Source organism: Streptomyces sp. NPDC054783 (genome assembly GCF_053611725.1).
The window spans coordinates 1-19,117 of the sequence record NZ_JBSHAY010000054.1 but is presented as its reverse complement, the minus strand read 5'-3'; the positions used below and the strand labels follow the sequence as shown (position 1 = coordinate 19,117).

Below are 19,117 nucleotides of genomic sequence, written 5' to 3'. Positions count from 1 at the left end.
TCCGCACTTCGGGCGCGTCAGGGCTGGTTGCTGTCGAGCGCCATATCGATCAGATGCTGCACGTCCAGCCCGTCGATGTCGTCGGGGGACAACCCCTGATCGCCGTCGTCGGTGGCTGGGGTCGGCTGGGGGTCGGCGAGTTCCAGCAGTGCCTCCAGCAGGCCCGCCTCCCGGATGCGGCTGAGCGGGAGGGCCGCGAGCTTCCTGCGCAGCTCGGCCTCCTGCGGGTCGCCGTCCGGCGCGGGGCCGGTGCCGCCGTCGGGCAGCAGCGCGGCCAGCAGGTGCCGGGCGAGCGCTGCGGGGTTCGGGTAGTCGAACACCAGGGTGGCGGGCAGGGAGAGTCCGGTGGCGGTCCTGAGCCGGTCACGGAGCTCGACGGCGGTCAGGGAGTCGAAGCCCAGTTCCTTGAAGGCACGGCCGGCCTCGACGGCATCGGGCGAATCGTGCCCCAGGGCGAACGCCGCATGTGTGCGTACCAGGTCGAGCAGCAGCGTCGTACGGTCGTTCGTGTCGAGCCCGGCCAGTTGCTCGCGCAGAGCGGGGGCTTCACCCGCCGAGTCGCCGGGTGTGCCGTCGCCGTCGCCGTGCAGGGCTGCGCGTACTTCCGGCAGGTCCGCGATGAGCGGGCGGGGACGTGCGGCGGTGAAGGCTGGTGCGAAGCGTGTCCAGTCCACGTCGGCGACGGTCACGGTGGCCTCGGGGGCACCGACGGCCACCCGCAGTGCCGCCAGGTTGGTCTCCGGTGCCATGGGCGGCAGTCCTCGGCGGCGCAGCTGTTCCTCCGCGTCCCCTTCGGCGGCCATGCCGCCGTCCGCCCAGGGGCCCCAGGCGATGGCGGTCGCCGCCAGTCCGCGCGCCCGGCGCTGCTCGGCGAGCGCGTCGAGGAAGGCGTTGGCCGCGGCGTAGGCGCCCTGTCCACCGCTGCCCCACACGCCGGCGATCGACGAGAACAGCACGAAGGCGTCCAGCGTGTCGTCCTGGAAGAGGGCGTCCAGGTGTACGGCGCCGGTGGTCTTGGCGGCGACCACCTCGGCGAACTCCGGCAGGGCCGTCGCGGTGCCCGGGGGCTGCGACACGCCCGCGGCGTGCACGACGGCCCGCACCGGCGCGCCGTCCGCGGCGAGTTTCCCGACCAGGGCCTGGAGCGCGGACCGGTCGGCCACGTCGCAGGCCGCGATCGTCACCTCGGCACCCAGGCCGGACAGTTCGGCGGTCAGCCGGGTCGCGCCCGGGGCGTCGGCTCCGCGGCGGCTGAGCAGCACCAGCCGTTCGGCGCCGTTGCGGGCCAGCCAGCGGGCGACGTGGGCACCGAGTGCGCCCGTGCCGCCCGTGACCAGCACCGTGCCGCGCGGTGTCCAGGAGCCGTCGGGACCGGTGGTGTCCTGGGGTGCGCGTTCGAGCCGGCGCAGGTAGGTGCCGGAGGGCCGGACCGCCACCTGGTCCTCACCGCCGCCGGCGGTGAGAACGCCGACCAGCCGGTCGGCGGTCTGCTCGTCGACGGTCTGCGGGAGGTCGACCAGTCCGCCCCAGTGCTCGGGCTCCTCCAGCGCCGTCACCCGGCCCAGACCGGCGACCTGGGCCTGGAGGGCGCTGAGCAGCGGGTCGCCGGCGTCCACCGAGACCGCGCCGCGGGTGACGCACCACAGCGGCGCGCCGATACCGGCCGACGGGAGGGCCTGTGTCACGGCGGCGGTCAGCGCCAGTCCGGCAGGGACTGCGGGATGCCGGGGATGCGGCTGCTCGTCCAGCGCGAGCAGGGAGAGCACACCGGTGACGGGTGCGACGTCGGGCACGTCGGCGGCCGCTCGCCGCAGCCGCTCGGCCAGCGCCTCGGCGTCTTCGTCCGGCACGCCGACGGGGACCCGCACGATGCCGGCCCCGGCGCGCTCCAGTGCGCTGGTGAGGTTGCCGATCCAGGGGTCGTCGGACGATGCGGTCGGCACGATGGTCAGCCAGGTCCCGGCCATGCGCAGGGCCGCCGGCTCGGGACGGTCCTGCGTCTCCGACCGCCGCTTCCACACGACGCGGTAGCGACGCTCCGCCACGGTGGAGCGTTCGCGCTGCTGCCGGTGCCACGACGCCAGCGCCGGGAGTACGGCGCGGAGCGGCTGGTCCGCGTCCACGGCCAGTTCGGCGCCGAGTTCGCTCAGGTCTTCGCGTTCGACCGCCGCCCAGAAACGCTCGTCCACGGCCTCCGGGGCGCCGCTGTCCGGCGTTCCCACGGCCGCTTCGGGCGCTTCGGGCGCTTCGGGCCAGAACCGCCGGCGCTGGAAGGCGTAGGTGGGCAGGTCGACGCGGCGGGCGCCGGTCCCCGCGAAGTACGCCTGCCAGTCGAGGTGTGCGCCGCGCGCGTGAGCGCGGCCCAGTGCGGTGGCCAGTGTCCGGGCCTCCGGCCGTCCCCTGCGCAGGACGGGCAGGCACACCGCGTGGGAGCCGTCGAGGCAGTCCTGGACCAGTGCCGAGAGCACCCCGTCCGGGCCGAGTTCGACGAAGGTGGTGACCTGCTGCGCCCGGAGCGCCCGCACGCCGTCCAGGAACCGCACCGACTCGCGGACGTGCCGAACCCAGAACTCCGGTGTGTCCATTTCGCCGGGACCCACCACGGCTCCGGTGAGACACGAGACGACCGGTGTGGCCGGCGGGCGGTAGACGAGTCCCTCGGCGACCTTCCGGAAGTCGGCCAGCATGCCCTCCATGAGCGGCGAGTGGAACGCGTGGCTGACCGCGAGGCGCTTGGTCTTCACCCCATGTCCGGCGAGAGCGGACGCGATCCGCGACACCTCGCTCTCTTCGCCCGCGATGACCACCGAAGTGGGGCCGTTGACGGCCGCGATGCCGACATGGTCCGTCAGATACGGCGTGACCTGGTCCTCGGTGGCCTGGACGGCCACCATGGCGCCACGGTCGGGCAGTTGCTGCATCAGGCGCGCCCGAGCGGACACCAGGGTGCAGGCGTCCTCCAGGGACAGCACACCGGCGCAGTGCGCCGCGGCCAGTTCGCCGATGGAGTGGCCCGCCAGGAAGTCCGGCTGCAGACCCCAGGCCTGCAGCAACCGGAAGAGTGCGACCTCGATCGCGAACAGGGCGGGCTGTGCGTATGCCGTCCGGTCGATCAGGTCGCCCTGCTCACCGAACAGTACGTCCTTCAGGGCGGGGTCGAGCCCCTGGCACACCTCGTCGAACGCCTGGGCGAAGACCGGGTAGGTGTCGTGGAGTTCCCGGCCCATGCCCAGGCGCTGGCTGCCCTGACCGGTGAACAGGAACGCCAGTTTGCCCTCCGTCGGCACATCCTGCGCGGTGCCCGCCGGCGGCTCGCCGTCGGCCAGGGCGCGCAGTTGCCGCGCGAGCGCCTCCTCGTGCTCGGCATCGACGACCAGTACGACCCGCTGCTCCAGCGCGGCACGGCCCGTCGCCAGGGAATAGGCGACATCCAGCGGGCGCAGCCCCGGCTGCGCGGCAAGCTGCCCGTGCAGCCGCTCGGCCTGCTCACGCAGTGCCTGCCCACTGCCGGCCGACAGCGCGACGGGCACGACCGGCAACACCGCACCCGGCACCGCCCCGGCCTCCGCCTCCGCCTCCGCCTCGGGCGCCTGCTCGATGATGGTGTGGGCGTTGGTCCCACTGATACCGAAGGACGACACACCCGCCCGGCGGGGACGGCCGGTCTCCGGCCAGTCCCGGGCCTCGGTCAGCAGCGACACCTCGCCCGCCGCCCAGTCCACATGCGGCGTCGGCTCGTCCACGTGCAGGGTCCGCGGCAGCACACCGTGCCGCATCGCCATCACCATCTTCATGATGCCCGCAACACCGGCCGCCGCCTGCGTATGACCGATGTTCGACTTGATCGAGCCCAGCCACAACGGCCGGTCCCCACCACGCTCCTGACCGTAGGTGGCAAGCAGCGCCTGCGCCTCGATCGGGTCACCCAGCGTCGTACCCGTACCGTGCGCCTCCACCGCGTCCACGTCCGAAGCCGACAGACCCGCCGAAGCCAGCGCCTGCCGGATCACCCGCTGCTGCGAGGGACCGTTCGGCGCCGTCAGACCATTGCTCGCACCATCCTGATTGATCGCCGAACCCCGCACGACCGCCAGCACCGGGTGACCGTTCTTCCGGGCGTCGGACAGCCGCTCCACCAGCAGCATGCCCACACCCTCACCCCAGCCCGTACCGTCCGCACCCGCCGCGAACGCCTTGCAGCGGCCGTCGGCCGACAGGCCACCCTGACGGCTGAACTCGGCGAACGTGCCAGGCGTCGACATCACGGTGACGCCGCCGGCCAGGGCGCGCGAGCATTCACCGTTGCGCAGCGCCTGGATCGCCCAGTGCAGGGCGACCAGCGAGGAGGAGCACGCCGTGTCCACCGTCACCGCGGGGCCTTCGAGACCGAGGACGTAGGCGACCCGGCCGGATATGACGCTGCTCGCATTGCCGGTCATCACGTGACCGGCGACGGTGTCCGCCATGTCGTCGAGTCCGGTGTCGTAACCGCTGTACGCGGCGCCGACGAACACGCCGGTGCGGGAGCCCCGCAGCGCGCCCGGGTCGATCCCGGCGCGTTCGAAGGCCTCCCAGGAGGTCTCGAGGAGCAGCCGCTGCTGCGGGTCCATGGCGAGCGCCTCGCGAGGGCTGATGCCGAAGAACGCCGCGTCGAACCGGTCCGCGTCGTGCAGGAAGCCTCCCGCCCGGGCGGGGCCGCCGTCCGGCGAGTACGAACCCGCGCCCGCGTCCCAGCCGCGGTCGACGGGGAAGCCGGAGATGGCATCGCTTCCCGACTCCAGCAGCTGCCAGAGCTCTTCGGGCGAGGCCACGCCACCGGGGTAGCGACAGCTCATGGCCACGACAGCGATGGGATCGTCGCCACCGGCACGGCCTGCGAGCGGTACGGCCTCGACAGCGGCGCCGGTCGCGTTCCCGGTGCCGAGGAGCGTGTCGCGCAGATGGCGGGCGAGCGCCGAGGCGTTGGGGTAGTCGAAGACGAGCGTGGTCGGCAGACGCAGTCCGGTCGCCGTGTTCAGCCGGTTGCGCAGGTCCACGCCGGTGAGGGAGTCGAAGCCCACATCCTTGAACGCCCGTGCCGGCTCCACCGACTCCGGTCCGGAGTGGCCCAGCACGGCCGCCACATGGGTGCGCACGAGCTCCAGCAGAGTCCGCTCCTGATCGGCGGGGAGCAGTCCACGCAGCCGGCCGGCCAGCGCCGAGCCGCCGTCGGCCGCCGCCCCGGCACCACGCCGCCGAGGGGCACGGATCAGCGTACGGAACACCGGGGGGACCGATCCGGTGCCGGCCGCTGCGTCGCGTATCGCCGCGAGGTCCAGGCGGGCGGGGAGGAGAACGGAGCGCTCACTGCGCATGGCCCTGTCGAACAGGGCCATGCCCTCCGCCGAGGAGAGCGCGCCCATGCCGGCCCGTGCCATGCGCCGCAGGTCGGCCTCGTCCAGACCACCGGTGATTCCGCTGGCCTCGGCCCACAGGCCCCAGGCCAGCGAGATCGCCGTCCGGCCCTGGGAGCTCCGGTGCCGGGCCAGCGCGTCGAGGTACGCGTTGGCCGCGGCGTAGTTGGCCTGTCCGGGGCTGCCGAGGACTCCGGCGGCCGCCGAGAACAGCACGAATGCCGACAGGTCCAGGTCGCGGGTGAGGTCGTGCAGATGCCAGGCGGCGTCCACCTTGGGCCGCAGCACTCGCTCGAGGCGATCGGGCGTCAGCGACGGGAGCACGCCGTCGTCGAGCACGCCCGCGGTGTGCACCACGGCGGTCAACGGGTGCTCGACGGGTACGGAGGCCAGCAGGGCGGCCAGCGCCTCACGGTCGGCCGCGTCGCAGGCGGCCACGCGCACTTCGGCACCCAACTCGCGGAGCTCGGCGGCCAGTTCCGCGGCGCCGTCGGCAGCGAGCCCCCGGCGGCCGGCCAGCAGCAGATGCCGTACACCGTGTTCCGTCACCAGGTGCCGGGCGCACAGCGCACCGAGCGTGCCGGTTCCGCCCGTCACCAGCACCGTGCCCTGCGGGTCGATCGGGCGGGGCTGCCGCTCCGCTCCGGCCGCCGCACGGATCAGCCGCGGGGCGAACAGTCTGCCGCCGCGCACGGCCAGTTCCGGCTCCGTGCACATCAGCGCCTCGGCGGGCACGGTGACCGCGGGGTCCTCGACGTCCAGGTCGACCAGGAGGAACCGTCCGGGGTTCTCGGTCTCCGCGGAGCGCACCAGGCCCCAGACACAGGCACCGGCCAGGTCGGTGACGTCCTCGTCGGCCGTGGCCACTGCGCCGCGCGTGACGAAGGCCAGGCGTGAGCCGGCGAAGCGTTCGTCCGCCAGCCACGCCTGGGCCAGGGCGAGCGCCCACTGAGCCGCTGCGTGCACGGCATGCGGGGCGTGTGCCGCCTGCGTGGTGTGCGCCGCCTGCGTGGTGTGCGCCGCCTGCGGCAGCGGATCGCCGGATGCCGGGGGCGGGCAGGACACGAGGATCACGTCCGGGACGGTCATGCCTGCGTCGGCGGCCGCGGCGAGCGCGGCCAGGTCGTCGTACCGCTCCGTGGCCGGGTCGGCCGTTTCGAGCGGGTGTGCCGCGACCAGCGCGGTGGAGACCGGCTCGGCGTCGGGGGCGACGGCCTCGGACCAGACCGGCTCGAACAGGGGCGCCAGGCCGGTGGCACACGCGTCGTCGGCCGGGACGATTTCCGCCGCCGGACGCAGGGTGAGGCGGTCGACGCGGGCCACCGGCGCCCCGGTGGCGTCGGCCGCCTCCAGCAGGAAGGTGCCGCTCGCTGCGGGTGTGAGCCGCATCCGCACCTCCGTGGCGCCCACCGCGTACAGCGCGACGCCGTGCCAGGCCGCCGGTACGAGCGGAACGCCGGAGCCGCACGCCGCAGCGAGGTGCGCGGCTGCCTCCAGCAGCGCGGGGTGCAGGGCGAAGCCGGTCGTGTCCGCGCCCTCGGGAAGCCGCACGTCGGCGCAGAGCTCGTCCCCGCGCCGCCAGACGGCGCGCACCCCTTGGTACAGCGGTCCGCACTCGAGGCCGGCCGCCGCGTAATCCTCGTACACAGCGCCGACTTCGACGCCCTGTGCATCGGCCGGCGGCCATTCCGTCAGCGTGAACGCCGGCCCCGGCGCCGCCGTGCCGAGTACGCCGGTGGCATGGCGCCTCCACGGTACGTCCCCGTCCCCGTCCAGCCGTCCGGCGTGCGAGGAGACGGTGAAAGTCCGCCGTCCGCCCTCACCGGCGGAGTCCACCACGACCTGGACCCGCACCGCACCGTGCGCCGGCACGATCAGCGGTTCGTGGAGCGTCAGCTCCACCAGGTGGTCGCAACCGGCCTGGTCGCCTGCGTGGAGGGCCAGTTCGACGTACGCCGCACCGGGCAGCACGGCGTTCCCGGCGAGCCTGTACTGGTTCAGCGAAGGATGGGTCTGCGGGGACAACCGGCCGGTGAACACATACGCGTCGGCACCGGCCACGGGCACCGCGGCACTCAGCAGCGCGTGACCGGCCTTCTCCAGACCGGCGGCGGTCACGTCACCGGCTCGGGAACCGGGTGCCAGCCAGTAGTGCCGGTGCTGGAACGCATACGTCGGCAGTTCCACCCGCCCAGCGCCGGTACCCGCGAAACAGGCCTCCCAGTCGATGCCGACACCACGCACCTGCGCCTGGGCCAGGGCCAGCGTCAGCGCCTCGGCCTCGGAACGGCCGGCGCGGAGAGTCGGCACGAACACGTGGTCACCGTCGCCGGTGACGCAGTCCTGCGCCATCGCCGAGAGCACACCGTCAGGGCCCAGTTCGACGAACGTGGCGACGTTCTGGGCCTCCAACGCCCGGACCCCGTCGTGGAAACGGACCGCCTCACGCACATGACGGACCCAGAAGCCGGGCTCGGTGATCTCCTCGGCGCTTACGAGAGCGCCGGTGAGGTTCGAAACGAGCGGGATACGCGGAGCCTCGTACGACAGCCCCTCCGCGACCTCCCGGAACGCCTCCAGCATGCCGTCCATGTGCGGGGAGTGGAACGCGTGGCTGACCGTCAGGCGCTTCGACTTGCGGCCCTGCGCCTCGAAGGCGACGGCGATCTCCAGTACAGCGTCCTCGTCACCGGCGACGACCACGGAGGTGGGGCCGTTGACCGCGGCGATGCTCACCGCGTCGGTCAGGTACGGGATGACCTCGTCCTCGGTCGCCTGCACCGCCACCATCGCACCACCGGACGGCAGCTCCTGCATCAACCGACCCCGCGCCGCCACCAGCGTGCAGGCATCCTCCAACGACAGCACACCCGCACAATGCGCGGCCGCGATCTCACCGATCGAATGACCGGAGACGAAGTCCGGCCTGATACCCCATGACTCCAGCAGCCGGAACAGCGCCACCTCGACCGCGAACAACGCGGGCTGCGTATAGGCCGTCTGGTTGAGCAGCTCAGCGTCATCGCCGAACACCGCCTCCCGCAGCGGCAGTTCGAACCGAGCGAACACCTCGTCCAGTGCCTCGGCGAACACGGGACAGGCGTCGTACAGCTCCCGGCCCATCCCCAGCCGTTGACTGCCCTGCCCGGTGAACAAGAACGCCGTCTTGCCCGCCACCACCGACCCGGTCACCAGGCCGGCCGCCGCACCGCGTCCCTCGGCCAGGGCCTCAAGCCCCGCCAGCAGACCGTCACGGCCACCCGCCACGACCACCGCACGCCGCTCCAGAGCGGCCCGCGTCGTCGCCAACGAGTACGCCACATCGACCGGTTCGACACCGGCGTCCCCGGCGACACGGTCAAGCAGCCGCCGCGCCTGCCCCCGCAATGCCTCCTCGGTCCGACCCGACAGCACCCACGGCACCACCGGCAGCGCCGTCGCAGTCACGGGCCCGTCGGCACCAGCACCAGCACCGGCGCCGGCACCGGCTTCCGGCTGAGGTGCCTGCTCGATGATCGTGTGCGCGTTGGTGCCGCTCACACCGAAGGCCGAGACCGCGGCCCGGCGCGGCTGACCGGTCTCCGGCCACTCGCGGGCCCCTGTCAGCAGTCGCACCGTACCCGCCGACCAGTCGACGTCCGGCGTCGGCTCGTCCACATGCAACGTCTTCGGCAGCACACCGTGACGGATCGCCATCACCATCTTGATGACGCCGCCCACGCCGGCCGCCGCCTGGGTGTGTCCGATGTTGGACTTCAGCGAGCCCAGCCAGAGCGGCCGGTCCTCGGGACGCTCCTGCCCATAGGTGGCCAGCAGCGCCTGCGCCTCGATCGGGTCACCCAGCCGGGTTCCGGTGCCGTGCGCCTCGACCGCGTCGACTTCGCCGGCCGACAGTTGCGCGCCGGCCAGCGCCTGCCGGATGACACGCTGCTGCGAGGGACCGTTGGGCGCGGTCAGGCCGTTGCTGGCGCCGTCCTGGTTGACGGCGCTGCCCCGCACCACGGCCAGTACCTCGTGCCCGTTCCTCCGGGCGTCGGACAGCCGCTCGACGAGCAGCACGCCCACGCCCTCCGACCAGCCGGTGCCGTCCGCCGCCGCCGCGAACGACTTGCAGCGGCCGTCGGCGGACAGCCCCCGCTGCCGGCTGAACTCCACGAACACATCGGGCGACGGCATCACCGTCACACCGCCGACCAGTGCGAGCGAGCACTCGCGCTGTCGCAGCGCCTGAGTGGCCCAGTGCAGGGCGACCAGCGAGGAGGAGCAGGCGGTGTCGATGGTGGCCGCCGGTCCTTCCAGGCCGAAGACATAGGCGACGCGGCCGGAGAGCACGCTGGTGGCGCCGCCGGTCAGCATGAGGCCTTCGAGGTCTTCGGGCGTCTCCTTCAGGTCGGCGCCGTAGCCCATCGATCCGGCGCCGACGAAGACGCCCGTACGGCTGCCCCGCAATGACCCGGGATCGATTCCGGCGCTTTCGAACACCTCCCAGGACGCCTCCAACAGGATCCGCTGCTGCGGGTCCATCGCCAGCGCCTCACGCGGCGAGATCCCGAAGAACTCGGCGTCGAATTCGGCTGCGCCGTCCAGGAAACCGCCGCCGGTGTTGTAGAAGGTGCCTTTGCGGTCCGGATCCGGATCGGCCATCGCGTCGATGTCCCAGCCCCGGTCGACAGGGAATCCGGAAACGGCGTCCCCGCCGTCGGCCACCAGGCGCCAAAGGTCCTCGGGCGACCCCACGCCGCCCGGGAAACGGCAGCTCATACCGACGATGGCGATGGGTTCCCGGGCATCCGTCTCCACCTCGTCGAGGCGGCGACGGGCCCGGCGCAGTTCAGCGGTCACCCATTTCAGATTGTCGAGAAGCTTTTCTTCATTTGCGGTAGCCACCGAAACGTCACCCCCTGGGAAGAGCCGGAAACGGCACGGAATTGTGTGCGCTCATCACGTCAGGAGCGTCCGAATTCGTTGTTGATGATGTCGAAGATGTCGTCGACCGACGCCGATTCCAGGTCGTTGCCGTCGTCGTCACCGGCGGTCGCGCTGTCGGTCTCGTTCCACTTGCGCAGCAGTTTCTCCAGGCGAGAGGTGACGCTCGCGCGTTCCGCGCCGTCCGCCGCGACGGACGACAGGATGAATTCCAGTCGGTCGATCTCGGCGAGTGCGGGGAGCGCCGGTGCGCTCTGCTCGCCGAGGAGTTCGGCTCGCAGGTGTCCGGCGAGAGCGGCCGGCGTCGGGTAGTCGAAGACCAGGCTCGCGGGCAGCCTCAGTCCGCTCGCGGTCCCGAGACGGTTGCGCAGTTCGACGGCGGTGAGCGAGTCGAAACCGAGCTCCTTGAAGGCGCGCCCGGCCTCCACGGCGCTGGTGCCGCTGTGCCCCAGCACCGCTGCGACGTGCGTGCGTACCAGGTCCAGCAGCATGTCCTCCGCCTCGGCGCCGGACAGCGCGGACAGCCGCTGCCGCAGCGACTCGGCGTCCTGCGCCGCGCCGTCGCCCCCGTGTTCGGCCCCGGTGCCGGTGTCCGCCTCGGCGAGCACGCGCCGTACCTCGGGCAGGTCGGCGATGAGGGGATGCGGCCGTGCGGCGGTGAACGCGGGTACGAAACGCTCCCAGTCGACGTCGGCGACCGTCACCGTCGTCTCGGCACGGTCCAACGCTCCCTGCAGAGCGCTGATCGACCGATGTACCGGCAGCACCGGCAGGCCACGGCGGCGCAGTTGCTCGGCGGCCTCGTCGTCGGCCACCAGGCCGCCGTCGGCCCAGGGTCCCCAGGCGATGGCGGTGGCCGCCAGCCCGCGGGCCCTGCGCTGCTCGGCGAGCGCGTCGAGGAAGGCGTTGGCCGCCGCATAGGCGCTCTGGCCGCCGCTGCCCCACACTCCGGCGATCGACGAGAACAGCACGAAAGCGTCCAGTGGCGCGTCGGCGAACAGCGCGTCGAGGTGAGCCGCACCCGTCACCTTGGCGGCCATCACCTCGGCGATGTCGCCGGGACCGGTCCGGGCGAGCGGCGCGTACTGGCCGGCGCCTGCGGTGTGCACAACCGCGGTCACGCGGGGCACACCGGCCAGCAGCTCTTCGAGTGCGTCCCGGTCGGTGACGTCGCACGCGGCGACCGTCACCTGGACGCCCATCCCGGTCAACTCGGCGGTCAGCGCCTCGGCTCCGGGTGCCTCGGGTCCGCGTCGGCTGGTGAGCACCAGATGCTCGGCGCCGTTGCCGGCGAGCCACCGGGCCACGTGGGCACCGAGCGCCCCCGTGCCTCCGGTCACCAGGACCGTGCCCCGAGGCTTCCACGTGCCGGCGGCGGGGACCCGTGTGTCCTTCTCCGACGCGTGGACCAGGCGTCGTACCAGAACTCCCGGTGTCCGCACCGCGAGCTGGTCCTCGTCGCCGGCTCCGGCCAGGACGGCGACCAGGCGCGCGGCGGCACGCCCGTCGAGGGTCTCGGGCAGGTCGACCAGACCGCCCCACCTCTCGGGGTGTTCCAGTGCCACCACCCGGCCCAGCCCCCACACCTGCGCCTGTGCGGCGCTGCGCGGCCGGTCCGACGGCGCGGTGCCCACCGCTCCCTCGGTGACACACCACAGCGGGGCGTCGACGCCGGCCTCCCCGAGCGCCCGCACCAGGTCTCCGGTGCGCAGCACTCCCCGGGAGACCGCCGTGTACCGCGGATGCGACCGCTCGTCCAGCGCCAGCAGCGAGAGGACACCCTGTGGCGTCTCGCCGCCCAGCTCGGCGTGCAGGCGCTCGGCGAGGAGGGCGGGCTCCGTGCGGGTGTCGATGCCGGTGCCGGTGTCCGTGTCGGTACCGGTGTCCGTGTCGGCGAGCGTGATCCGGCATACGGTGGCGCCCGCTGAGCGCAGCGCGTCGACGACCTCGCGCACGCGGGCGTCGTCCGCCTCGGTGGCGGGTACCACGGTCAGCCAGGTGCCCGTCATCCGCCCCGCGTCCGGCTCGGCCAGCGGCTTCCAGACCACCCGGTAGCGCCAGCCGTCCACCGTGGACTGCTCCTGCCGCTGCCGGCGCCACGCCGACAGTGCGGGCAGTACGTCGCTCAGCGGCTGGTCCGCGTTGATCGCCAACTCGGTGGTGAGCGCGGTCAGGTCCGCATTGTCGACGGCCTCCCAGAAGCGGGATTCGGCTGAGTGGTCCGGAGCATCGCCGCTCGGCTCCGCCACAACGTCCACGGCGTCGTCGAGCCAGTACCGCCGACGCTGGAAGGGGTAGGTGGGCAGGTCGACGCGGCGGGCGCCAGTGCCGGTGTAGTAGGCCTGCCAGTCGACGGCGATGCCTCGGGTGTGCGCCGCGGCGAGCGCCGTGGCGAGGGTGTCGGCCTCCTGGCGGCCCGCGCGGAGCGCGGGGAGGAAGGCATGGTCGTCGCCGGTGACGCACTCCTGCGCCATCGCGGACAGGATCCCGTCCGGTCCGAGCTCGATGAACGTGGTCACGTCCTGTGCTTCGAGGGCACGGATGCCGTCGTGGAAGCGCACGGCCTCGCGGACGTGGCGCACCCAGAAGTCGGGGCTGGTGATCTCCTCGGCGGTCGCGAGAGCACCGGTGAGGTTGGAGACGACCGGGATCCGCGGGGCCTCGTACGACAGCCCCTCCGCGACCTTGCGGAAGTCGGCCAGCATTCCGTCCATGTGCGGGGAGTGGAAGGCGTGGCTGACCGTCAGGCGCTTCGACTTGCGGCCCTGCGCCTCGAAGGCGGCGGCGATCTCCAGTACGGCGTCCTCGTCACCCGCGACCACCACGGAGGTCGGACCGTTGACGGCCGCGATGCTCACGACGTCCGTCAGGTACGGGGTGACCTCGTCCTCGGTCGCCTGGACCGCCACCATCGCACCACCGGCGGGCAGCTCCTGCATCAGCCGGCCACGCGCCGCGACCAGCGTGCACGCGTCCTCCAGCGACAGCACACCCGCACAATGCGCGGCCGCCAGCTCGCCGATCGAGTGACCGGAGAGGAAGTCCGGCCTGATGCCCCACGATTCCAGCAGCCGGAACAGCGCCACCTCCACCGCGAACAACGCGGGCTGCGTGTACGCCGTCAGTCCGAGCAGTTTCTCGTCTCCGCCGAACATCACCTCACGCAGCGGACGCTCGAGGTGGGCATCCAGGTGGGCGCACACGGCGTCCAGGGCGTCCGCGAACGTGGGGTGGGCGTCGTAGAGCTCCCGGCCCATCCCCGGCCGCTGACTGCCCTGACCGGTGAACAGCAGCGCTGTGCGGCCGTCGCCTGCCGCGCCCCGGACCACCTGCGGGCCCGGCTCCCCCGCCGCCAGCGCGGCGAGCCCCTCCAGCAGGACCTCCCGGTCACCGCCGACGACGGCGGCGCGCATTTCCAGAGCCGCCCGTGACGTCGCCAGCGAATAGGCGACATCGACCGGCCGTGTCTCCGCGCCCGAAGCGAGCCGTACCCGCACACGCTCGGCCTGCGCCCGCAGCGCGTCCTCGGACTTGGCGGACAGCACCCAGGTCTGGACGGCAGGCGGTGTCGCCGGTGCCGTCTCCTCGGTGGTGTGGTCGGCGGGCGCCTGTTCGAGGATGGTGTGGGCGTTGGTGCCGCTGAAACCGAAGGACGACACGCCCGCCCGGCGAGGGCGGCCGGTCTCCGGCCACGACCGGGCCTCGGTCAGCAACTCCACCGCACCCGCCGACCAGCCCACGTGCGGCGTCGGCTCATCGACATGCAGGGTCTGCGGCAGCACACCGTGCCGCATCGCCAGCACCATCTTGATGATGCCCGCGACACCGGCCGCGGCCTGTGTGTGACCGATGTTCGACTTGATGGAGCCGAGCAACAGCGGCCGGTCCTCGGCCCGCTCCTGCCCGTAGGTGGCCAGCAGCGCCTGCGCCTCGATCGGGTCACCGAGCGTGGTGCCGGTGCCGTGCGCCTCCACCGCGTCGACGTCCGACGCCGACAACTGGGCGTGGGCGAGCGCCTGCCGGATCACCCGCTGCTGCGACGGACCGTTCGGCGCCGTCAGACCATTGCTCGCACCATCCTGGTTCACCGCCGAACCACGGACCACCGCCAGCACCGGATGTCCATTACGGCGGGCATCCGAAAGCCGCTCGACCAGGAGCATGCCCACACCCTCACCCCAGCCGGTGCCGTCCGCACCCGCCGCGAACGCCTTCACCCGGCCATCGGCCGCAAGACCACGCTGCCGGCTGAACTCGATGAACGCGCCGGGCGAGGACATCACCGTCACACCACCGGCCAACGCCAGATCGCACTCGCCGTTGCGCAGCGCCTGGGCGGCCAGATGCAGGGCGACCAGGGAGGACGAGCAGGCCGTGTCCACCGTCATCGCGGGGCCTTCGAGGCCGAAGACGTAGGCGAGCCGTCCGGAGACCACGCTCGCCGCGTTGCCCGTGCCCAGGTATCCCTCGATGCCGTCCGGCAGGGTCTGCGCGAACGAGTCGTAGTCCTGGCCGTTGGTGCCCACGAACACGCCGGCCTGGCTGCCACGGGCGGTCGCCGGGTCGATCCCGGCCCGTTCGAACACCTCCCAGGTGGTCTCCAGCAGCAGCCGCTGCTGCGGGTCCATGGCGAGCGCCTCACGCGGCGAGATCCCGAAGAACGCCGGGTCGAACTCGGCGACGTCGTAGAGGAATCCGCCCTCACGTGTGTAGCACGTGCCCTGCTGGTCCGGGTCGGGGCTGTAGAGGCGCTCGAGGTCCCAGCCGCGGTCGTGCGGGAACTCGGCGATCGCGTCCCCGCCGGTGGCCAGCAACTGCCACAGGTCTTCCGGCGACCGCACGCCGCCGGGGAATCGGCAGGTCATCGCGACGATGGCGATCGGATCGTCCGCCACCTCGGCTGCCCGGGACACCGGGCCGTCGACCGCCGCCCCGGTTCCCAGCAGTTCGGTCCGGAGGTGGTCGGCCAGCGCGGACGCCGTCGGATGGTCGAAGACGAGCGTGGCGGGCAGGTCGACACCGGTCGCCGCGCCGAGCCGATTGCGCAGCTCCACCGCGGTCAGCGAGTCGAATCCGAGCTCCTTGAAGGCCCGTTCCGCCCCGATCGCCGCGGAGCCGTTGTGCCCGAGCACTCCGGCCACATGGGTGCGGACCAGGTCGAGGACCGTGCGCTCCTGTTCGGCGCGGGACATTGCGGCGAGCCGTTCCGCGAGCGACGTTCCCGCACCGCTTCCGGCACTGCCTGCGGCGAGGCCGTCCGCGTTTTCGAGGACCCTGCGCACTTCGGGCAGGTCGCCGATGAACGGACTGGGCCGCACCGCCACCAGGCCGGGCGTCAGCCGCTCCCAGTCGAAGTCGGCCACGGTCAGCACGGCCGCGCCGGAGTCGACGGCCTGGCGCAGCGCGCGGATGGCCGGGTCGACGGCCATCGGCGGTACGCCACCGCGGCGCATCCGCTCTGCGATGTCGTCATCGGCGGCCATGCCCGCGGCCCAGGCGCCCCATGCGATGGAGGTGGCGGGAAGGCCGTCCGCCCGGCGCTGCTGAGCGAGCGCGTCCAAGTAGGCGTTCGCGGCGGCGTAGTTGGCCTGTCCGCTGCTGCCCAGAGTGCCGCTGATCGACGAGAACAGTACGAACGCCGACAGGTCCAGATCACGGGTGAGTTCGTGCAGATGGCGTGCCGAGTCGGCCTTGGCCTGCCACACGCGCTCGAACCGCTGCGGCGTCAGTGCGTCCAGGACACCGTCGTCGAGCACACCCGCGGTGTGGATCACAGCCGTCAGTTCGGAGCGCAGCGGCTCCAGCAGCCGCGCCAGCGCCTCACGATCGGCCACGTCACAGGCGGCGATCGTCACCCGCGCGCCCACCGCAACCAGTTCCGCCTCGAGCTCGGCCGCCCCCGGCGCCTCCGCACCCCGCCGGCTGGTCAGGACGAGGTGGCCGGCGCCGTTGCGTGCCAGCCAGCGGGCGACCTCGGCGCCGAGCGCGCCCGTACCGCCGGTGACCAGCACGGCGCCCTCCGGGGTCCATGCGCCGTCCTCCGGAACGACCTCGCTCTGCACCGGACGCTCCAGCCGACGCGCGAAGATCCCGGACCCACGCACCGCGACCTGGTCCTCACCCCCCAGACCGGCCAGCACATCCGCCAACCGACCCAGAGCACGCTCATCCACCACACCCCGCGGCAGATCCACCAGACCGCCCCAGCGCGCCGGAACCTCCAACGCCACCACCCGGCCCAGACCCCACACACCAGCCTGCACCGCACTGCCCAACCGATCCGAACGACCCGTCGACACAGCACCCTGCGTCACACACCACAACGGCGCATCAACACCCGCATCACCCAATGCCTGCACCAACACCGCAGACACCGACACACCAGAAGCCTCGTCCAACGCCAGCAACGACACCACACCCGAGGCACCCGCACCCGACGACACCGCCGACCGCAGCACCTCGGCAACCTCATGCCGCTCCAACCCCGCCGACAGCGTCACGGTGCACACATCCGCACCCCGCAGGGACAGCACCGCCGCAACGGCCCCGGCCAGACCGGCGTCCACACCCTCAACCGGCACGACCACCAGCCACGTACCGGAGACGACACCAGCCGCACGCCCCGCCACCGGCTTCCACACCACCCGGTAACGCCAGCCGTCCACCACCGACCGCTCACGCACCTGCCGCCGCCACGCCGACAACGCCGGCAGGACGGCTTCCAGGGCTTCCCCGTCGGCCGCAGGCATGTCGAGAGCCTCGGCAAGTGATGCGAGATCCTCGCGTTCCACCGCTTCCCAGAAGCGCGTGTCCACCGGGTCGGCTTCGGCCGCATTCCGGCCGGCAGCGGGAACAGCGGGGATCTCCAGCCAGTAACGCTCCCGCTGGAAGGCGTAGGTGGGCAGGTCGGCCCGACGTACACGAGTACCCGTGAAGTGCTGACGCCAGTCGATCTCGACGCCTCGGACGTGGGCTCGGGCCAGGGCCGTGGTGAGGCTCGTCGCCTCGGGACGGTTCCTGCGCAGCACGGGGATGAACGCGTGGCCGTCCCCGGTGACGCAGTCCTGCGCCATGGCCGAGAGCACACCGTCCGGGCCGAGCTCGATGAACGTGGTGACGTTCTGGGCCTCGAGCGTGCGGATGCCGTCGTGGAAGCGGACCGCCTCACGGACGTGACGGACCCAGAAGTCAGGGCTGGTGATCTCCTCCGGGGTTGCGAGGGTGCCGGTGAGATTGGAGACGACCGGGATACGCGGAGCCTCGTACGACAGGCCCTCGACAACCTCGCGGAAGGCCTCCAGCATGCCGTCCATGTGCGGCGAGTGGAAGGCGTGACTGACCGTCAGACGGCGGGTCTTGCGCCCCTGCTCCTCGAAGCGGGCCGCGATCTCCAGTACGACGTCCTCGTCACCGGCCACGACCACGGAGGCCGGGCCGTTGACGGCCGCGATGCTCACCGCATCGGTCAGGTACGGGGTGACCTCGTCCTCGGTGGCCTGCACCGCCACCATCGCACCACCGGACGGCAGCTCCTGCATCAGCCGGCCACGAGCCGCGACCAGGGTGCACGCGTTAGCCAGCGACAGCACACCCGCGCAGTGCGCGGCCGCGATCTCACCGATCGAATGACCGGAGACGAAGTCCGGCCTGATACCCCACGATTCCAGCAGCCGGAACAACGCCACCTCGACGGCGAACAACGCGGGCTGCGTGTAAGCGGTCTGGTCGATCAGCTCGGCGTCATCTCCGAACAGGGCGTCAGCCAGTGGAAGCTGGAAGTGCCCGCAGATCTCGTCGAGTGACCGCGCGAAGGCCGGATGGGCCTCGTACAGCTCCCCGCCCATTCCCAGCCGCTGGCTGCCCTGGCCGGTGAACAGGAAGCCGAGCTTCCCGGCGGTCGTAGAGCCCTTGATCACTCCGGCGGGCGATTCCCCGCTCGCCAGAGCGCCCAGCTGCTGCAGGAACTCGTCGCGGTCACCGGCGACCAGCACCGCCCGCTCCTCGAAGGCGGCCCGACCGATCGCCAGCGAATAGCCGACATCGGTGAGCCGTATGTCGGAGTGGTCTTCCACATGATTGCGCAGCCGCTCCGCCTGGGCGTGCAGCGCTTCGGCACTCTTGGCGGACAGCACCCAAGGCACGACGCTCGGCGCCTTCGGAGCGTTGTCACCGCCCTCGACCTGCACCGACTCATCCTCGAAAGCCGGTGCCTGTTCGAGGATGGTGTGGGCGTTGGTGCCGCTGATACCGAAGGAGGAGATGCCCGCCCGGCGGGGACGGTCGGTCTGCGGCCAGTCCCGCGCCTCGGTCAGCAGCTCGACCGCACCCGCCGACCATTCGACGTGCGGCGTCGGCTCATCGACGTGGAGGGTCTGCGGCAGCACACCGTGCCGCATCGCCATCACCATCTTGATGATGCCCGCGACACCGGCCGCCGCTTGCGTGTGACCGATGTTCGACTTGATGGAGCCGAGCCACAGCGGCGTGTCCTCGGCACGCTGCTTGCCGTAGGTGGCAAGCAGGGCCTGCGCCTCGATCGGGTCGCCGAGCCGGGTGCCCGTTCCGTGCGCCTCCACCGCGTCCACGTCCGACGTGGTCAGGCCTGCCGACGCCAGGGCTTGGCGGATGACACGCTGCTGGGAGGGACCGTTGGGGGCGGTCAGGCCGTTGCTGGCACCGTCCTGGTTCACGGCACTGCCACGGACGACCGCCAGCACGGGGTGGCCGTTCTTCCGGGCGTCGGACAGCCGCTCCACCAGGAGCATGCCCGCACCCTCACCCCAGCCCGTACCATCCGC

At 72.4% G+C, this 19,117-nt stretch carries 2 protein-coding genes; both read right to left on the bottom strand.

The window, feature by feature from the left end; genetic code table 11:
* Positions 1-17: 17 nt before the first annotated feature.
* Positions 18-10,322, bottom strand: a complete 10,305-nt coding sequence (locus ACWGJ5_RS43715; protein WP_453315176.1) for a type I polyketide synthase — start codon at positions 10,320-10,322, stop codon at positions 18-20.
* Positions 10,323-10,339: 17 nt separating this feature from the next.
* Positions 10,340-19,117 (bottom strand): type I polyketide synthase (locus ACWGJ5_RS43710; protein ID WP_453315174.1); only part of this gene is annotated, 8,778 nt, incomplete at its 5' end.